Source organism: Flavobacterium azizsancarii (assembly GCF_027980145.1).
GTDB lineage: Bacteria > Bacteroidota > Bacteroidia > Flavobacteriales > Flavobacteriaceae > Flavobacterium > Flavobacterium azizsancarii.
On sequence record NZ_JAMZNK010000009.1, the window covers coordinates 1 to 16,421 of the forward strand.

The following is a 16,421-nucleotide window of genomic DNA, read 5'->3' on the forward strand; positions in this document are numbered from 1 at the left end:
TCGTAATAATAAACGGGAAGCAGGTAAATACAGAACTAGAGTAAGACCTTTAGTGCTTAAAAATCAAAAAGATGCGATATGAAATTTTCTTAACTTAATGACATTGCGCTCGCGCTAGCGGTGGATTTTATTTAATATTTTCTTCTTCCACAAATTTAGTCTGACTTGAATTAGTAAAGAAAAACTTTTCAAAAGTTTGTTTTGCATTATTCATGACTGGGTTTAAAATTGTATAATTTGCTTTATATTTTGAAGATAATATTACTTCCGGATTTTTGCTATATTTATCATATTGTTCTTTCCAGCTTTCAACATATACTTTTTCTTTTATGAACTTATTTCTATTTTCTTTATCTTCATAATTCAAATAAGATCTTCCTCCTTTCGCTCTCAATAATATCAATTTTTGATATGAGTTTATAAGAGTATCCAATTGATTTATTACATATTCAAAACTTACCGTTTCCTTTTCTTTATCTGTAGTTTTATAATATTCAATAAGCTTGTTTTTGAAAAAAGCCATACTGTCTTTTGCTTTTACGTCATTTAATTTATCTAATGATTTGATGTTAAAATCTAAATCATTAATATTGAAATTAATACTTGTTGCTTTTGCTTTTTGATATTCATATAGCATTTTTTCTTCTTTACTTTTTGAACAAGAAGCTATTAAAAAGATTCCTAATAGTAATGTGATTTTCTTCATTTGAGAGTAATAATTAATCATAAATTAAAATTAAATTGTTTTAATTTTCAAATTTAAAAACATACAACAGGTTAATTTTATGGAAAACCATAAAGTGATATAAATTAATCTTGAGTAAAGGTCAAAATTTTGCACAGCAATTGGGTAAATATCGATAACGATTCACCTTTGTCAAAGTTCAAAACTTTCACAAAGGTCTCTATGTAAGCCTTTGCAATCTTCAAGGTCTTCACGCACAGCTTTGTGATCTTAAAATCTGCGCAAAGCATTCCAAAATAAAAAAACTTAGCGCTCTTTGCGGTAAAATATCAGCATAAAGTTTAACCGCATTTCAAGCTGAAACCTGAAACAAACAAAAACCTGAGACATGTTATAAATATTTCGCGAGCTCGATTATTCCTTCTTCGAGTTGTTTCTCAGTAAGTGAAGCGTAGCCAAGTCTGAATCCTGAAATTGGTTTACCAAAACTAAATTTTTCCGGCGTTATTATTTTTATACCCTTTAAGAGTAGCTTGTCTGAAATTTCTAAGATATTTACGTCTGAATTTGGTACTACCCAAAAAGCCAAACCTCCTTCAGGTTTTATAAATGTGACTTTATTTTTGAGGTGTTTGTTGCAGATTATTTCAAAAGCATCTCTTTTTGTTTTGTAGATAAGTGTTGTTCTTTTAAGGTGTCTTTTTATTTCGCCTTCATTGATAAGTTGCAAGACAGCTTCTTCCATAATATTATCGCCTTGTACGTCGATCATTTTTCGATGTTTGCCTACTTTTAGAATGTTTTCGGAACTACTTACCAAATAACCAATTCGTAAAGCGGGCGCTACAATTTTGCTCAATGTACCTATATAAATGACATTTTTTGCATTGCTGTAACTGGAAATAGGTAAAACAGGACGCTGCCCAAAATGGAATTCATTGTCGTAATCATCTTCAATAATCGTAAAGTTGTATTGGTTGGATAATTCGATAAGTTTCAATCTTCTTTTTAAACTCAAAGTTACCGTTGTTGGATATTGATGGTGCGGCGTTACGTAAATTGCCTTTATATTGTTGTGTTTCTTCAAATGTTCCTCGACTTCTTCGATTAGTAAACCTTCTTTATCAATATTTACAGGAAGTAATTGTGCTCCGGCATTTTCAAAGGTTTCCCAGGCAGGTTTATAGCCGGGATTTTCTACCATTACAAAATCGCCTTGGGTTAGTAAACAATTAGCGGTTAAATACATTGCCATTTGACTTCCGCGGGTAATGCAAATTTCATCTGGCGTAATGTTCATTCCTCTTTTAAAATTGAGCATTTGAACAATGGCTTTCCTGAATTCCAAATTTCCAAATTCAGTACTGTACCCCATAATTTGCCAACGCGATTTTCGATTAAAAATCTGTCTGTAGGCTCTTGCCAATTCATTCATTGGTGCGATTCGGCTATCGGGAATTCCGTCATCAAAAACGATAAGCGGTTTTATTTCTTCGTTTATAAAATTAGTTTTTTGTTGTTGAGCTGTGTTTTCTTTAGATAGAGGGAGAATATCAGCGACAAAAGTTCCCTTTCTTTCTATTGTTATGAGCCAGCCTTCGGCTATAAGAACGTCTAAAGCTTCGATTACAGTATTTCGGTTTACTTTCAATAGCCCGGCAAGTTGCCTGCTTCCTGGTAAAGCATTTCCGCTTTTAAGCATACCTGTTTTAATTGCTTCAATAATAGCATCGGCGATTTGCAGGTATATTGCTTTGTCAGTATTGGTATTGAACTGAATTTCTAATTTCCAAGGTCTTAGCATCTGGACTAGCTGTTTATGTTGAAACTGTGTTATTTTAATAGTCCAAAGTTAAGATAATTTTGAAAAGCAATAATGCAAAAAAATAAATAGTATAAAATTATGGAAACTAAAAAGCAATTTTCATCAAAAGACTTTCACCAAACATTTGCCAGACCTGTTTTTGTGATGCCGGAAAAATTGATTCACAAAAATGTAGAACAGGCAGGAGTACACAGTCAGTTTTCTACAGAACGTAAACATCCGGTATTCTTTGTTGATCTTCCCAGTAAAAATGTAAGTATGACAATTGGCGGTTTATTGCCGGATCAATTGACAAATAAACATCGTCATACTTACGAAACGGTTATTTATGTGATTGAAGGACATGGTTATACAGAAGTTGAAGATGTAAAAGTAGAGTGGAAGGCGGGAGACGCGGTTTATATCCCGAGCTGGGCGTGGCACAGACATCAGAATTTAAGCAGTGATAAACCAGCCAAATATATTGCCTGCGAAAATGCACCACAGCTTCAGAATTTAGGAGTTGCCTTAAGAGAAGAAGAGGGAAGAGATCTTTAATAAAATATAAAAGTAAATGAAAAACAACCCGTTTAAAGGTATTATTGCCTATCCGATTACTCCTTTTGACAAGGATGAACAAGTAGATATTGTATTGTATAAAAAACTATTAGAACGACTAATTGTTGCTGGTTCTCATGCTGTTGCTCCGTTAGGAAGCACTGGTGTAATGCCTTATCTGACAGATCAAGAAAAAGAAGCAATTACGGAGGCGACAATAGATCAGGTAAAAGGCAGGGTTCCTGTTTTGGTTGGTGTATCAAATTTAACAACTGAAAGAACTGTTTATCACGCAAAATTTGCTGAGAAAGCAGGAGCAAATGCAGTGATGATTATTCCGATGAGCTACTGGAAACTTACCGATGATGAAATTGTACAGCATTATGATGCCGTTGCAAAACAAATTTCGATTCCAATAATGGCCTATAATAATCCCGCGACCGGTGGGGTTGATATGTCGCCTGCTTTGCTGAAACGACTTCTTGAAATCCCAAATGTAACGATGATTAAAGAAAGTACAGGTGATGTGCAGAGAATGCATTATTTGCGAAGAAAACTGGGTGAGGATGCCGGTTTTTACAACGGTTCAAACCCTTTGGCTCTGGCTGCATTTGCTGCGGGAGCAAATGGGTGGTGTACTGCCGCACCTAATTTAATCCCGAAACTGAACCTGGATTTATACAATGCTATTGATAAAAATGATTTACAGGAGGCTCAGAAGGTGTTTTACAAACAACTCAACCTTTTAAAATTCATTGTCAATAAAGGCTTGCCAAGAGCTATCAAGGCAGGTTTAGAACTTCAGGGAATTGAAGGAGGTTTTCTAAGAAGCCCTTTGAAACCATTAACAGAAAGTGAAGTAGCTGAATTTAAGTTGATTTTAGCAGAGCTGGAATAAGTTTCTTAACCGCAATCCCGATAGCAATCGGGCAATGTCGTTAAGTTAAGCTTCTTTGATTATATTTTTTATCTCAAAGTGTAGTTTTGAATAGCCTCCAGCTTTAGCTGGAGATTATGTAAAACCAGTCTGAGTCGCTTTAGCCAAAAATATGCGATTTGGCTAAAGCCCCTCATGTGGGTATTAAACACCTCCAGCTAAAGCTGGAGGCTAGTCAAAAAGCTTAACTTAACTACATTGAGCTATCGGGATTGTGTTATTTTAAATTGATTTTGAAAGAAGTTTTTTAGCCGTAAAGATTTCGCAAAGCGCTAAGTTTATAAAACAGGCAGCTTTGCGAACTTTACGATTAAAAAAAAACTTATTTTAAAAAAAACTTTGCGCCCTCTGTGGTTTAAATTTTTCATTATGCAAAATGTCAAAGTTGCTCTATTCTCATTTCAACTTGAAACATAAAACTTGAAACAACTTTTTTTGATTACTTTTGCAAAATGAATAAAAATCACCATTCGAACAATATACTTTCGAACTTAGGAATTGAGAGCCTAAACGAAATGCAGGAAGTAGCACAAGATGCTATTTTAAACGATAATAATGTTTTACTGCTTTCTCCAACAGGATCAGGGAAAACACTGGCTTTTTTGTTACCCGTTTTAGAATTATTACAACCTGAAATTCTTTCGGTTCAATGTTTAATTTTAGTGCCTTCACGTGAATTAGGTTTGCAAATCGAGCAGGTTTGGAAAAAAATGGGGACTCCATATAAGGTAAATATTTGCTACGGAGGTCACTCGATCGATACTGAAATCAAGAATTTAAGCAATCCACCAGCTGTTTTAATTGGAACTCCGGGAAGAATTGCAGACCATATTGACAGAGATACTTTTAGAACAGATAAAATTCAGACTTTAATTTTAGATGAATTTGATAAATCATTGCAACTGGGTTTCCACGAGCAAATGTCTTATATCATTGGTAAACTGACGAAATTAAATAAACGTGTTTTAGTTTCGGCAACTTCAGATATTGAGATTCCAAGATATACAAGAGTAGTAAATCCAACGGTTTTGGATTTTATTCCGGAACAAGAGGAGAAAACGAATCTTTCTATGAAGATGATTGTTTCGCCTGCCAAAGATAAATTAGGAAGTTTATTCAATTTGATTTGTTCTTTGAAATCACAGTCGGCTATTATTTTTTGTAATCATCGTGATGCTGCTGAACGTATTAGTGACACACTAAACGAAAAAGGAATTTACTCTACCTATTATCATGGAGGAATGGATCAGGACGAGCGCGAGCGTGCTTTGATTCAGTTTAGAAACGGAAGTGTGAGTTATTTAATCACAACTGATCTGGCTGCCCGTGGATTGGATATTCCTGAAATGAAACACGTAATTCATTATCATTTACCTCTTAAAGAAGACGAATTTACACATCGTAACGGTCGTACAGCACGTATGCAGGCTTCCGGAACGGCTTATATCCTTGTTCACGAAAGTGAAAAACAATTGGATTATATTGACTACAAAATGGAAGTTCTGAAGGTTGAAAACACAACCACTTTGCCAAAACCTCCGGAATATCAAACTATATATATTAGTGGAGGAAAGAAAACAAAACTAAATAAAATTGATATTGTTGGTTTCTTTTCTCAAAAAGGGAAATTGGAGAAAGGTGATTTAGGCTTGATCGAGGTGAAAGATTTTATTTCGTTTGCTGCCGTAAAATTCAATAAAGTAAAAGACTTGCTGCATAATATTAAGGACGAGAAAATGAAAGGCAAGAAATTTAAAATTGAAGTTGCCCGAAAAGTGGTTAAAAAAGAAGAGGAGAACTAGATTTTCTCTGAAGAAATAGTGTAGTAAAATTCTTTTTTAAATTGTGTTTGAAAGTTTCTAAAAAGAACAAAATCAGGTTTATTTTTTTAGTGATTTTTAGTAGTAATGTTTCTGTTAATTTATTGAAATTCAATATTTTAATTAGATGTTTTGGTAGGTTTGATTAAATTTTGAACACCATTCTTGACTGATTGTTAATAAATTAACGGTTAAGGTTTTAATTTATCATATTTTCTGCGTTTCTTGCGCCCGTAAATAATAAACCCCAAATTAATTATGAAAAGAATTATTACGATTGCCATTTTGATGTTTAGTTTTGTCTCTTTTGCACAAATTAAAGTTATTGAAACTGTACCAGTTGAGAGATTAGGAAAAGTAAATAACAATTATATTCAAAAAATTGGAGATGAATATACTGTTTATTATACAAGTATCCAGAATGATGATGAATCATCAAGCTTGAGAAAGTTTACATTTAAAAATGTAAATAATGATTACAATAGTCTTTACAGTATTATTGTAAATGGTTTTACAGCGAACCCTTTGTATGATATTAAGTTAGAATTACCTAACAACTATATTTGGCTGCACTACACAGGAAGTGTTATTCCTGAGAAAGCTACAGTTCAGTTTATGGTTTCCAGTAAAGATGCTTCATCTGTTACTAGTAATGTTTCTGAGCCGTTATTAAAAGATCAGATTAACAAATTGTTCCAAAAATAAATTACTCCTAATACAAAACAAAAAAAGGGCTATTCAAATGAATGGCCCTTTTTTTGTTTTGTATTGTTTCAGGTTTTTTTAAGTTTCAGTTTGCTGGTTCTAAAACTTTATTAAGGTTTAAAAAACTTAGAGACTTAGAATCTTAGCAACTTAGAACCTCAGAAAAAAAATTATATCTTCTTCACGTATTGGGTGATAATTACGATTTGTTGTCCATCTACTTTTCCTTCAATGTATTCAGCATTTTCGTGGTCTAAACGGATATTTCTTACGGCAGTTCCTTGTTTGGCAACCATACTGGATCCTTTTACTTTTAGATCTTTGATTAAAACTACAGAATCTCCGTGTTCTAAAATTACACCATTACTATCACGGTGAATGATTTTGTTTTCGTCATCTTCTCCTTCTCCGGTTGCTTGTGCCCATGCAAGAGTATCTTCGTCTAAATACATCATGTCAAGTAACTCCTGAGGCCATCCTGCTGCACGCAAACGGCTTAACATTCTCCAGGCTACAACTTGTACGGCAACGTTCTCGTTCCACATACTGTCGTTTAGGGATCTCCAGTGATTTAAATCAACATTGTCCGGGTTTTCAATCTGGTCAATACAAGTACCACAAGCAAAAATGCTTTCATCAAGACCGCCTTTTTTAGTTGGCAATACTTCATATACTTTTAGGTTTTCTTCGGCTCCACAAAGTTCACATTTTGATCCGCTGCGTTTGTTCAATTCTCTTTCGATGCTCATTATTTGGTGTTTTATTTAAAAATGCGAAATTACTTATAATTTGCTTCGCTTGCAAGTTTATGATTTGTTATGGTTTTACCCACGGATTTGGCGGGTTAAACTGGTTGATGCTGATTTTTATTTTATAGTGAAATATTTTTTGATTATTTCTTTACCCTAACCGCATCCGGAACCAGCATTTCATATTCACCTCCATGACGCAATACATCACGAACAATGCTAGAACTAATAAATGAAGTACTTGCCGCTGTTAATAGAAATACGGTTTCAATTTTAGAGAGTTTTCTATTGGTGTGGGCAATGGCTTTTTCGAATTCGAAATCGGCTGGATTTCGCAAACCTCTCAAAATAAAATGGGCTTTTTGTTTTTTTGCCAGATCTATGGTTAGACCTTCATAAGTAATAACCGAAATTTTTGGTTCGTCTTTGAAAGTTTCTTCTATAAAACGTTTTCTTTCTTCGAGTGAAAACATATACTTTTTTTCGGCATTGACACCAATAGCGATTACGATTTCATCAAATAAAGGAATTCCTCTTTTGATAATGTCTTCATGACCAAGTGTGATTGGATCAAATGATCCGGGGAATATGGCTTTTCGCATTTTTTTTAGTTTCTAAGGTTCTGCGTTACTAAAAACCTGTTATTATTTCTTTCTCGTAATTTTCAATATTTCATTTTCCTGATAAAGTTTTATTAGATCATTTCTTGAGTAATAAACTTTTCTATTTGAATAGTTTTCAGGTTTATTTAAATCATCAATTTCGTTTGGCATATAGGCATTAAAATCATTTAAAGTAGCATAGATACTATCTCTTGTCACTTTATCAATTCTCATGTTGGAATAATACCCATTTTTTACTTTTAGATTATATACATCTCCTTTTGTTGGGTTTTTAATTAGAATCCCTGCTTCATCTTTCTTTTCAAAATAATTATGAATTGTAAAAATAAGAAATAACGTTATTATAATCGAACCGGAAAACATCCAAATTGAATAATCTAATTTTTCATTTCTTAGTTGTAATTTAGCACTTTCAGATAAATCTTCATAATCAAAGTTTTCGCCACAATGATTGCATTTTATGTAAACACATTTTCCAACAGGAAATAATGGAATCAAAGTGACATGGGTGTATCTTTTATAAATACTAAAATGTAATGTATCTTGTGTATTACATTTAAGACATTTTTCATTTAAAATCAGACCATTTTTAATATTAGATTCTCGAGTACCAACAAGAAATATCATGTTTTTTTATTTGAGGTTTCTATTCTTTAATATTACGTTATTCTTAGCGTTTTTAGCGCCGGAACCCATTCTTCTTTTGTACAGATTTCGCATTTTGCAGCAGCTGTTTTTTGTTTTTCTATATGTCCGCAAAAAGTACAGGCGTAAATGGCTTCGGTTGGTATTATTGTGCTTTTTTTATTGAATGCAGCAGGTAGAATTGGTAATCCGTATTGTACATCTTTATCTTCATAAAAAAATACGCTTATTTCTCCACTAGTTTCTATAAAAGCATGTTTTACTTGTCCGAGATGTTCAATCGATTTAATGCGAAGCTCAGAGAAAAATTCGTCTTGTGCAAGACTTTCTTTTTTGAAAGTAGCAATAGAGAATTTACCATTATTGATCAGACACTCGGTTTTACCTTCTATAAATTCTTCGAATTTTTTGCTTTTTCCGGTAAGCCAGGTTACAGAACGATACAGGATAATAATGACGATAAAAACTATTGCAGCGGGAACAATACCCACATCTTCATAAAACATAGGGTCTCCTGCGGCAGAACCCAGTGCAATAATGATTACGGTTTCGAAAATAGAGAGTTGTTTTACACCTCGTTTTCCGGCCAATTTTAATGTCAACAATAAAATGATGAACATAACAGTCGAACGAAATACAACTTCGAGTGCGAAATTCGTGGGAAGATCGTTGTAAAATACTCTATTCCATTCAAATATTTCTTTCATTTTTTTTGAGTTTCTACGTTTTTTTTCTTTGGGCTAAATCAGTTTGCGAGACTTCGACTTCGCTCAGTCTGACAAAACTTTGTGGTTAAAAAAAAGGTTCTGAGATCTTAGTAACTTAGCATCTCAGAACCTTAGTAGCTTTTTTAAGCAAGTGCCAGCTCAATCGCATTGGTAAACAAATCTTCCAACGATATTCCGGCAGCTTGTGCTTGTTGCGGAATCAGACTTTCTGTTGTTAAACCTGGAATTGTATTCATTTCCAGCATATATGGTTCGTTGTCTACGATGATGAATTCGCTTCTTGAGAAACCTTTCATTTTTAAGACTTCGTAAGCGCGTTTTGCTACTTCGCTTACTTTTTGCGTTAATTCCTCTGAGATTCTTGCCGGTGTAATTTCCTGTGATTTTCCTTCGTATTTTGCTTCGTAATCAAAGAAATCATTATCAGAAACTATTTCTGTGATGGGCAATACTTTAATTTCGCCTTGATAATTGATTACTCCAACAGAAACTTCAGTTCCGTCAAGGAAGCTTTCGATGATGATTTCGTTATCTTCTTTATACGCTATTTCTATAGCAATTGGCAATTCAGCTTCTGATTTTACTTTTGAGATTCCAAAACTAGAACCAGCTTTATTTGGTTTTACAAAACATGGCAAACCTACTTTTGCAACAATTTCTTTTGTATTGATACTATCACCTTTGTTTAAGTAATAAGAAATCGCCGTTTTGATTCCATATGGTTTTAAAACCGATAATAAATCACGTTTGTTGAAGGTAAGGGCTGCCTGATAATAATCGCAAGACGATTGTTTTATTCCTAGTAATTCGAAGTAAGCCTGCATCAAACCATCTTCGCCTGGTGTTCCGTGAATGGCATTGAAAACACAATCGAAAGTGATTTTCTCATTGTTTACTGTTACTGAGAAATCGTTTTTGTCGATCGCATACTCGGCGTTGTTTTCGTCTACATACACCCATTTTTCTTTGAAAATATGAATGCGGAATCCGTTGTATTTTGTTTTGTCAAGGTATTGGTGAACAACGTTTCCGCTAATAAGTGAAATTTTGTATTCACTTGAATATCCGCCCATGATGATGGCTATGTTTTTCATTTTATATTGTTTATATTTTGTTTCAGGTTTTATTTGTTCCAGGTTCAAGAATGTTGTTTCAGGTTTCAGGTTTTTCGCCATGAATTTCACGAATTAAATTTTTGAAAAACTGTTTAAATCGATCTGCTTGTCATTTCAAAGCAGGAGAAATCACACTAGTAACTAACATTTACTGCATCCATACAGTGCGTTGCTCTCTGGATGTGATTTTTTCTTTGTCGAAATGACAAAAAAAGAAAACAATCATCTTGAAACCTAAAGCCCTAGCCCTGATGGAAGCGGCATCCTTTTTCTGGCTTCTTTAGCCTGGAAAAGATACGGTGCACAGCAGGAAACAGCTCCTTAGAATTATCCTTCGACTTCGCTGGGGATGACAATCAGAACACTTTCTTGTTTAAAACAAAATTATCATTTTTTTTGAAACAAAATAGCTTTATCTTTGCCCCTAATAAAAATAAATTTATGACTTTACGTAAGTATTTAACGAGCCGAGTGTTTTTTGTGCAAGTATTGATTGCGATTGCGATTATTGCCGTTTTAGGTTATTTGTTTATGCATTGGTTGACTTTTACAACTGATCACGGACATGAGATTGCCGTTCCTAATTTGTCTAAACTGACTGAGGAGCAAGTAGAGGCAAAACTGAACGATTTAGACTTGGATTATGTGCTTTTGGATAGTGTTGATTACCGAAGTGAATACCCAAAATACAGTGTTGTTGAGCAAGATCCTTTGCCCGGAACAATGGTAAAAGTGGGAAGAAAAATATATATTAAAATTAATGCATCAGGATTTTCGTCTGTTAAAATTCCTGATTTAATTGAGAAAACATATCGTGAAGCAGTTCCAACTTTGAAAGCTTTAGGGCTTCAGGAAGGAACGATAACGTATATTCCGAACCTTGGAAAAGATATGGTTCTGGAGATGCGCTATAAAGGTAGAAACTTAAAAGTAGGAGACCGTGTGCTGAAAGCGTCTAAAATCGACTTGGTTTTAGGAGACGGAAAAGCTAGTTATGTAGATGAGAGTCAGGCCGCAGATAGTACAGCTGCGCCAACTACTGAAACCCCAAAAGATGAACAATAATATTGAAAATTTAGATCTGGAAGACGAATTATTCGAACATTTCAGGTTTGATGTGCCTAAAGGTCAGGCGCTTTTGCGTATTGACAAATATTTGATGAATATGATTCCGAATGCAACACGGAACAAAATTCAGAATGCTGCAAGTGAAGGAAGTGTTTTTGTAAATGAAATTCCTGTAAAATCAAATTACAAAGTAAAACCACTTGATCTTATTACGGTAATGTTGACACATCCGCCGTTTGAAAACCATATTCTTCCGGAAGATCTTCCGATAAATATTGTGTATGAAGACGACGCTTTGTTGCTAATCAACAAAGAGCCGGGAATGGTAGTGCATCCGGGTCACGGAAATTATACCGGGACTTTGGTGAATGCTTTGGCACATCATTTTGAGAATTTGCCAATGAACAGCAGCGAACGCCCAGGTTTGGTACACCGAATAGATAAGGATACGTCCGGACTTCTGGTGGTTGCCAAAACAGAAGCGGCAATGACGCACCTGGCAAAACAATTTGAAGCAAAAACTTCTGAACGTGAATATATTGCCCTGGTTTGGGGTAATGTTACCGAAGAGGAGGGAACGATCGAAGGAAATCTTGCGAGACACTTAAAAGACCGTATGCAAATGGCGGTTTTTGCGGATCCTGAAATAGGAAAACCTGCGATTACACATTATAAGGTCTTGGAACGTTTTGGTTATGTAACTTTGATTTCCTGCAGGTTAGAAACAGGAAGAACGCACCAGATTCGTGCGCATTTGAAACATATTGGTCATCCGTTATTTAATGATGAACGTTATGGTGGTCATTTGATTTTGAAGGGAACTACGTTTACAAAATACAAACAGTTTATAGAGAATTGTTTTAAAGCTTTGCCACGTCAGGCTTTGCATGCTAAAACTCTTGGTTTTGTGCATCCAACAACTGGCGAAATGATGCGCTTTGATACTGAATTACCTCAGGATTTTCAGGATTGCATTGAGAAATGGCGTAATTACGGTAAGACGCATAATATAGAAGAAGAATAGATATTTAGAATAAAAAAAAATAGAGAAAAGATTTTCTCGTATAAAAAAAGCTCCAAAATTTTTGGAGCTTTTTTGGTTTTACCATGTAGCACTTCATTTTTTTACCATTAAGAGATTAAGTTTATTAAGCTCTGAACTTATTTTGTTTCACTATTCAGAAATTACGTTAGTAAAGATTTTATCTTAAATTTTCTTAATATCTTATTGGTAAAAAAACTATTCAATATTTCTAATCGTTAAGTCTGTAATTTTTGCTTCGCCGTTGGTTAAGAAACCTAGTTTACCTTGCTGGCTGAGATTATTTTTTTCTAAGGAACATTCTAAGAACGTTTCGTTATCGACTGAAAAATACAGTTGATTGTTTGAAACCCTTATTTTTACATCATACCATTTATTGTTCTCTAGTTTCATTGTTTTTTTAAACAAAGTTGGACCTCCGCGTTTTTCGTATTCGTCGCTTCCTTTTTTGTAAACACCTCTGCCAATAACGATATTTTGATCGATTCGATACAAATAAGTTCTAATATATTGCTCTTTATCTACGTTTAGCATGATCTCAAAGAGAGATTCTTTGGTTATGTTTACCTTCAGATCGATTTGGTAATTTTTAGGGAGTTTCTTTTTCGATTCTATTACGCCCCAATGCATTGGTCCTCCAGTTCCGGTTAAAGTATCTTTTTCCAGAAACCATTCTTTTGGATTAAAATCCCAATTGGATTTTAATGGGGTTGTTTCAGTGATTTTGTATGCCGTTTTTGCCGTTGAAATTGTACCACCACAAGAAGTGATTATTAGCAGTACTACTAATAATAAGATATATTTGATTTTCATTTTCATTTTTTAATTTAACTCGGAATGGTATTTTATTTTTCCGATTGATCCTGCTTCATTTGGTAAAAGCTCAAAAACCGAAGTAGGAGCAAGACCGGTTTCGATACGATGTGACACGTATAAAATACTAACGTTTGTTTCTTGTTTTATGGTATTGATAAGCTGTATGACCAAATCGACATTTTCGTCGTCCAGACCTTCTACAGGTTCGTCTAAGATTAATAATGGAGGATGTTTTAGAACGGCACGAACAATCAAAGCAACTCTTTGCTGACCAATAGAAAGATCAATAAAGCGTTTTTTTCTTAAACCGGTCATTTCAATTACTTCAAGCCATTGTGTAACGGTTTGTTTTTGCAAAGTCGTTGGTTCAATATACAATCCTATGGAATCGAAAAAGCCGGATAGAATCATTTCTTCTAAAGTATGTCCTTTTTGAAAGAGATCCGTCATGGAAGTTGTGAAGATCCCGATTTGTTTTTTGATGTCCCAAACACTTTCACCAGTTCCTTTTTTTCTTCCGAATAAATGTAAATCCTGTCCAAAACCTTTTGGATTGTCTCCGGTTATCAAAGATAAAATAGTGCTTTTTCCGGAACCGTTAGGACCAATTAACTGCCAGAATTCACCTTGTTTTATGGTCCATGAAATATTGTCGACAATTTTGCGGTCATCATAGCTCACAGAAACATTTTCCATTTTGATTAATACACTTTCGTGAAAGGAATGTGGTTCGATCGCTTTAGGAATTGCTGATGTATTTAAGGTTTTAAAGTGGTTTTCGGTTTTTGAGATAGGATGCAATTCAAAGGTATTGTCTTTGATCTGCGCTTTGTTAGGAACAAAATATAGTACGTCGACCACACGATTGACTAATTGAATAATCGCAATATCTTTTGTCAGATCTTTTAAGGATTCTGCTAAAACGACGCGCGAAGCCTGATCTAAATGATCGAACGGATTGTCGAAAATGATAAAATCTGGTTTTTGATTGATGCAGTATTTCAAAAATTCTTTTTTACGTTCGCCGGATGAAAAAGTTCTCAATTGTCTGTGAGATTCCGGAGAAGCTTCTACAGTATCGTATTGATATTCTTTTTCGATGAATTTTTCTATGGCAATGTCTGAAAACAGAATCCCTTTTTTGTTGTTAAAAATGGCTAATTCTCCTTTGGCTTCGCCGGAAAGTAATGTTGCTATAAAAGCTTTTTTATTTACCTGATTCGATAAAAGTATATCCCAATGCTGCATTTTTAAAGTATTATTTATGTTGACATAGATTAATTGTTGTTTTGTTGCCACAGATTTCACAGATTAAAATAATTGATCTTTTTAATCTGTGGCAAATAAGTTTTTAAGATTATCTATGCGTTAAATGTTTTTTCAGTTTAATCTATTTTTTTGGTCGCTAATTCGCGATCGTTACGAGACCATTCGCTCCAGGAACCTACGTACAGTTTTGGAATTGGAATTCCGGCATAATTCATTGCTAATAAAGTATGACAAGCCGTGACACCTGAACCACAATGCACAATAACTTTTTCAGGATTTTTATCGCCTATAATTTTATTATATTTTTCTGCTAAAACTTGGGGCGATTTGTAAAATCCATCTTCGTCTAAGTTTTCGCTAAACGGAATATTGATTGCTCCTGGAATATGTCCCGCGATTAAATCAAGAGGTTCTGTAAGCCCATCAAAGCGATTTTTATCCCTTACATCAATTACAATATTTTCTTCATTATTTCGGGCTTTTTCGACTTCATCAATAGTAGCGACAGCTAAATTCCATTCTGAAATCAGGTATTTTTCTGTTGGTTCAAAATTTTCAATTTCAGAACTTACGGGAAAACCGGTTTTTATGGCTGCTTGTAAACCTCCGTTTAAAACCTGAACTTTTTCATGTCCAATTGCTTTGAGCATCCACCAAAATCGGGCAGCTGCATTCGAGCCGTTTTTGTCATCGTAAATTATAACACGGCTTAAAGGCGAAATTCCTAGTTTAGAAAGTACTTCAGAAAATCTTTCTAATGATGGTAAAGGATGTCTTCCTCCGTTTGCAGGATCCGTTTCAACATTGGCTAAATCCCGATTCAGATCAATAAAACGAGCGCCTTCCAGATGTTCGTTTTTATAATTTTCTTCGGCACCTATTCCTGCTCTGGCATCGATTAAAATAACTTCACGAGAATTTTTTAATTGTATTAATTCTTCAGGATTTATTATTGGAGAAAGTATATTTGACATTTTTTTTTGAATTATTTTTTAGCATTCCCTAACCAAAGTAATCCATTTAAGATTAATTGGCTTTGTTCTTTATTTTCAAAAGTATATGAAAGTGTTTTGTTAGTTCCGTTTTCATAATCTATATCATTATGTCCCATATTTACATAGAGCATTTTGTAGTTTTTATTTGTCCAGACAACAGGATAATAACCGCTGTGCCAGATTTCGTTTGGTTTTGGGCCTGTTCCTAACGGAAAACTGCTTTCGTCAATTGCTGCAAGAATTTCTATATCCGGGTTTTTTCTTAAATCGTTGCTCCATCTGTACCATTCGTTTGGCGAGGATTTAAATGTTTTAGGAATGTTTTTGGTTACAGCATGCTGATTTTCGATTCGCAAAATTGCTGATGTTGGCCGCCAGGTATTACTGCCGTATTCTCCTGAACCTAAAAAAGTATTGTGGTACCAGTTCCAGTTTTGTGGATAATCAGAATCATTTAGTGCAAATGCCGAAAAATGAAATCCGATAAAACCACCGCCATTTTCCATGTATTTCTCAAAAGCTTCTCGCTGGCTTGGTGTTTCGGGTCTTGTATCTAAAAACAAAATGACCTGATATTTGGCTAAAAACTTTGCGTTTAAATTGTTCCAATTACTAGTTGAATCATATTTGAAATGATTTTCTGCGGCAACTTTTGGAAACCACTTATTAGCTTCATGGACAAAACTAATGTGTGCCTGATCATTTTTTGCCGTATAAAAAGCAATGACTTTGAATTTTGAACTTGCTTTTTTATGTTGGGCAAATCCAAAAAAACAAATGGATAAAAATGTAACCAGAATAATCCTTTGAGACATACATTCTTTTTTTATCGAAAATATTAAGTGTTTTTGCTTAGTTTTTT

17 protein-coding genes are annotated in these 16,421 nt (G+C 34.2%); 6 read left to right on the top strand and 11 right to left on the bottom strand.

Annotated features, from left to right (window positions below):
- Positions 1 to 127 precede the first annotated feature (127 nt).
- Both NJT12_RS07615 and pdxR read right to left on the bottom strand, forming a co-directional pair.
- The gene (locus NJT12_RS07615; RefSeq protein ID WP_271335285.1) at positions 128 to 706 is read right to left on the bottom strand and encodes a hypothetical protein; all 579 of its coding nucleotides are present in this window, start codon (positions 704 to 706) and stop codon (positions 128 to 130) included.
- Between the two features lie 370 nt (positions 707 to 1,076).
- Complete coding sequence (gene pdxR / locus NJT12_RS07620) at positions 1,077 to 2,489, bottom strand: MocR-like pyridoxine biosynthesis transcription factor PdxR (RefSeq protein WP_271335286.1); 1,413 nt, start codon at positions 2,487 to 2,489, stop codon at positions 1,077 to 1,079.
- Between the two features lie 99 nt (positions 2,490 to 2,588).
- Between pdxR and NJT12_RS07625 the strand changes: the two genes are divergently transcribed.
- The 4 genes from NJT12_RS07625 to NJT12_RS07640 all read left to right on the top strand — a co-directional run bounded on the left by NJT12_RS07625 (position 2,589) and on the right by NJT12_RS07640 (position 6,509).
- Entirely contained in the window at positions 2,589 to 3,047 is a 459-nt protein-coding gene (locus tag NJT12_RS07625) for a cupin domain-containing protein (RefSeq protein WP_271335287.1), read from the top strand.
- Positions 3,048 to 3,063: 16 nt separating this feature from the next.
- Positions 3,064 to 3,945 (top strand): dihydrodipicolinate synthase family protein, encoded by an 882-nt coding sequence (locus tag NJT12_RS07630; RefSeq protein WP_271335288.1) that lies wholly within the window; start codon positions 3,064 to 3,066, stop codon positions 3,943 to 3,945.
- Between the two features lie 491 nt (positions 3,946 to 4,436).
- On the top strand, positions 4,437 to 5,786 hold the full coding sequence (locus NJT12_RS07635; RefSeq protein WP_271335289.1) for a DEAD/DEAH box helicase: 1,350 nt from the start codon (positions 4,437 to 4,439) through the stop codon (positions 5,784 to 5,786).
- A 276-nt stretch (positions 5,787 to 6,062) separates the two neighbouring features.
- Complete coding sequence (locus NJT12_RS07640; protein ID WP_271335290.1) at positions 6,063 to 6,509, top strand: hypothetical protein; 447 nt, start codon at positions 6,063 to 6,065, stop codon at positions 6,507 to 6,509.
- A 170-nt stretch (positions 6,510 to 6,679) separates the two neighbouring features.
- Here NJT12_RS07640 and NJT12_RS07645 read toward each other — a convergent pair whose 3' ends face one another.
- The 5 genes from NJT12_RS07645 to NJT12_RS07665 all read right to left on the bottom strand — a co-directional run bounded on the left by NJT12_RS07645 (position 6,680) and on the right by NJT12_RS07665 (position 10,348).
- A complete protein-coding gene (locus NJT12_RS07645; protein WP_271335291.1) occupies positions 6,680 to 7,258 on the bottom strand; it encodes a PhnA domain-containing protein in 579 nt (192 codons plus the stop codon).
- Positions 7,259 to 7,401: 143 nt separating this feature from the next.
- The gene (coaD, locus tag NJT12_RS07650) at positions 7,402 to 7,860 is read right to left on the bottom strand and encodes a pantetheine-phosphate adenylyltransferase (RefSeq protein WP_173972493.1); all 459 of its coding nucleotides are present in this window, start codon (positions 7,858 to 7,860) and stop codon (positions 7,402 to 7,404) included.
- Between the two features lie 42 nt (positions 7,861 to 7,902).
- Positions 7,903 to 8,508, bottom strand: coding sequence for a hypothetical protein (locus tag NJT12_RS07655; protein ID WP_271335292.1), 606 nt, complete (start codon positions 8,506 to 8,508; stop codon positions 7,903 to 7,905).
- A 32-nt stretch (positions 8,509 to 8,540) separates the two neighbouring features.
- Positions 8,541 to 9,233 carry a DUF421 domain-containing protein gene (locus tag NJT12_RS07660; protein ID WP_271335293.1) on the bottom strand — a complete coding sequence of 231 codons (693 nt, stop codon included), beginning with the start codon at positions 9,231 to 9,233 and terminating at the stop codon, positions 8,541 to 8,543.
- 143 nt (positions 9,234 to 9,376) lie between these two features.
- Positions 9,377 to 10,348 (bottom strand): D-alanine--D-alanine ligase, encoded by a 972-nt coding sequence (locus NJT12_RS07665; RefSeq protein WP_271335294.1) that lies wholly within the window; start codon positions 10,346 to 10,348, stop codon positions 9,377 to 9,379.
- A 462-nt stretch (positions 10,349 to 10,810) separates the two neighbouring features.
- On the opposite strand from NJT12_RS07665, the gene NJT12_RS07670 reads away from it, so the two are divergent.
- The gene (locus tag NJT12_RS07670; RefSeq protein WP_271335295.1) at positions 10,811 to 11,434 is read left to right on the top strand and encodes a PASTA domain-containing protein; all 624 of its coding nucleotides are present in this window, start codon (positions 10,811 to 10,813) and stop codon (positions 11,432 to 11,434) included.
- Positions 11,424 to 12,461: an RluA family pseudouridine synthase gene (locus NJT12_RS07675; protein ID WP_271335296.1), complete on the top strand. Its 1,038-nt coding sequence runs from the start codon at positions 11,424 to 11,426 to the stop codon at positions 12,459 to 12,461. The genes NJT12_RS07670 and NJT12_RS07675 overlap by 11 nt, the downstream gene beginning before the upstream one ends.
- Positions 12,462 to 12,677: 216 nt before the next feature.
- Here NJT12_RS07675 and NJT12_RS07680 read toward each other — a convergent pair whose 3' ends face one another.
- The 4 genes from NJT12_RS07680 to NJT12_RS07695 form a co-directional block, all read right to left on the bottom strand.
- A complete protein-coding gene (locus NJT12_RS07680; protein WP_271335297.1) occupies positions 12,678 to 13,292 on the bottom strand; it encodes a hypothetical protein in 615 nt (204 codons plus the stop codon).
- 9 nt (positions 13,293 to 13,301) lie between these two features.
- Complete coding sequence (locus NJT12_RS07685; protein WP_271335298.1) at positions 13,302 to 14,594, bottom strand: ATP-binding cassette domain-containing protein; 1,293 nt, start codon at positions 14,592 to 14,594, stop codon at positions 13,302 to 13,304.
- A gap of 86 nt (positions 14,595 to 14,680) precedes the next feature.
- Positions 14,681 to 15,538 (bottom strand): sulfurtransferase, encoded by an 858-nt coding sequence (locus NJT12_RS07690; protein WP_271335299.1) that lies wholly within the window; start codon positions 15,536 to 15,538, stop codon positions 14,681 to 14,683.
- Between the two features lie 11 nt (positions 15,539 to 15,549).
- Positions 15,550 to 16,374 (bottom strand): ThuA domain-containing protein, encoded by an 825-nt coding sequence (locus NJT12_RS07695; protein WP_271335300.1) that lies wholly within the window; start codon positions 16,372 to 16,374, stop codon positions 15,550 to 15,552.
- Between the last annotated feature and the right edge of the window lie 47 nt (positions 16,375 to 16,421).

Bases quoted from the DNA above. Each gene is read 5' to 3' on its own strand.
- NJT12_RS07645 (WP_271335291.1), bottom strand. From the start codon at position 7,258: ATGAGCATCGAAAGAGAATTGAACAAACGCAGCGGATCAAAATGTGAA.
- NJT12_RS07635 (WP_271335289.1), top strand. From the start codon at position 4,437: ATGAATAAAAATCACCATTCGAACAATATACTTTCGAACTTAGGAATT.
- NJT12_RS07690 (WP_271335299.1), bottom strand. From the start codon at position 15,538: ATGTCAAATATACTTTCTCCAATAATAAATCCTGAAGAATTAATACAA.
- NJT12_RS07655 (WP_271335292.1), bottom strand. From the start codon at position 8,508: ATGATATTTCTTGTTGGTACTCGAGAATCTAATATTAAAAATGGTCTG.
- NJT12_RS07675 (WP_271335296.1), top strand. From the start codon at position 11,424: ATGAACAATAATATTGAAAATTTAGATCTGGAAGACGAATTATTCGAA.
- NJT12_RS07670 (WP_271335295.1), top strand. From the start codon at position 10,811: ATGACTTTACGTAAGTATTTAACGAGCCGAGTGTTTTTTGTGCAAGTA.
- NJT12_RS07695 (WP_271335300.1), bottom strand. From the start codon at position 16,374: ATGTCTCAAAGGATTATTCTGGTTACATTTTTATCCATTTGTTTTTTT.
- pdxR (WP_271335286.1), bottom strand. From the start codon at position 2,489: ATGCTAAGACCTTGGAAATTAGAAATTCAGTTCAATACCAATACTGAC.
- NJT12_RS07630 (WP_271335288.1), top strand. From the start codon at position 3,064: ATGAAAAACAACCCGTTTAAAGGTATTATTGCCTATCCGATTACTCCT.
- NJT12_RS07680 (WP_271335297.1), bottom strand. From the start codon at position 13,292: ATGAAAATCAAATATATCTTATTATTAGTAGTACTGCTAATAATCACT.
- coaD (WP_173972493.1), bottom strand. From the start codon at position 7,860: ATGCGAAAAGCCATATTCCCCGGATCATTTGATCCAATCACACTTGGT.
- NJT12_RS07615 (WP_271335285.1), bottom strand. From the start codon at position 706: ATGAAGAAAATCACATTACTATTAGGAATCTTTTTAATAGCTTCTTGT.
- NJT12_RS07640 (WP_271335290.1), top strand. From the start codon at position 6,063: ATGAAAAGAATTATTACGATTGCCATTTTGATGTTTAGTTTTGTCTCT.
- NJT12_RS07660 (WP_271335293.1), bottom strand. From the start codon at position 9,233: ATGAAAGAAATATTTGAATGGAATAGAGTATTTTACAACGATCTTCCC.
- NJT12_RS07625 (WP_271335287.1), top strand. From the start codon at position 2,589: ATGGAAACTAAAAAGCAATTTTCATCAAAAGACTTTCACCAAACATTT.
- NJT12_RS07665 (WP_271335294.1), bottom strand. From the start codon at position 10,348: ATGAAAAACATAGCCATCATCATGGGCGGATATTCAAGTGAATACAAA.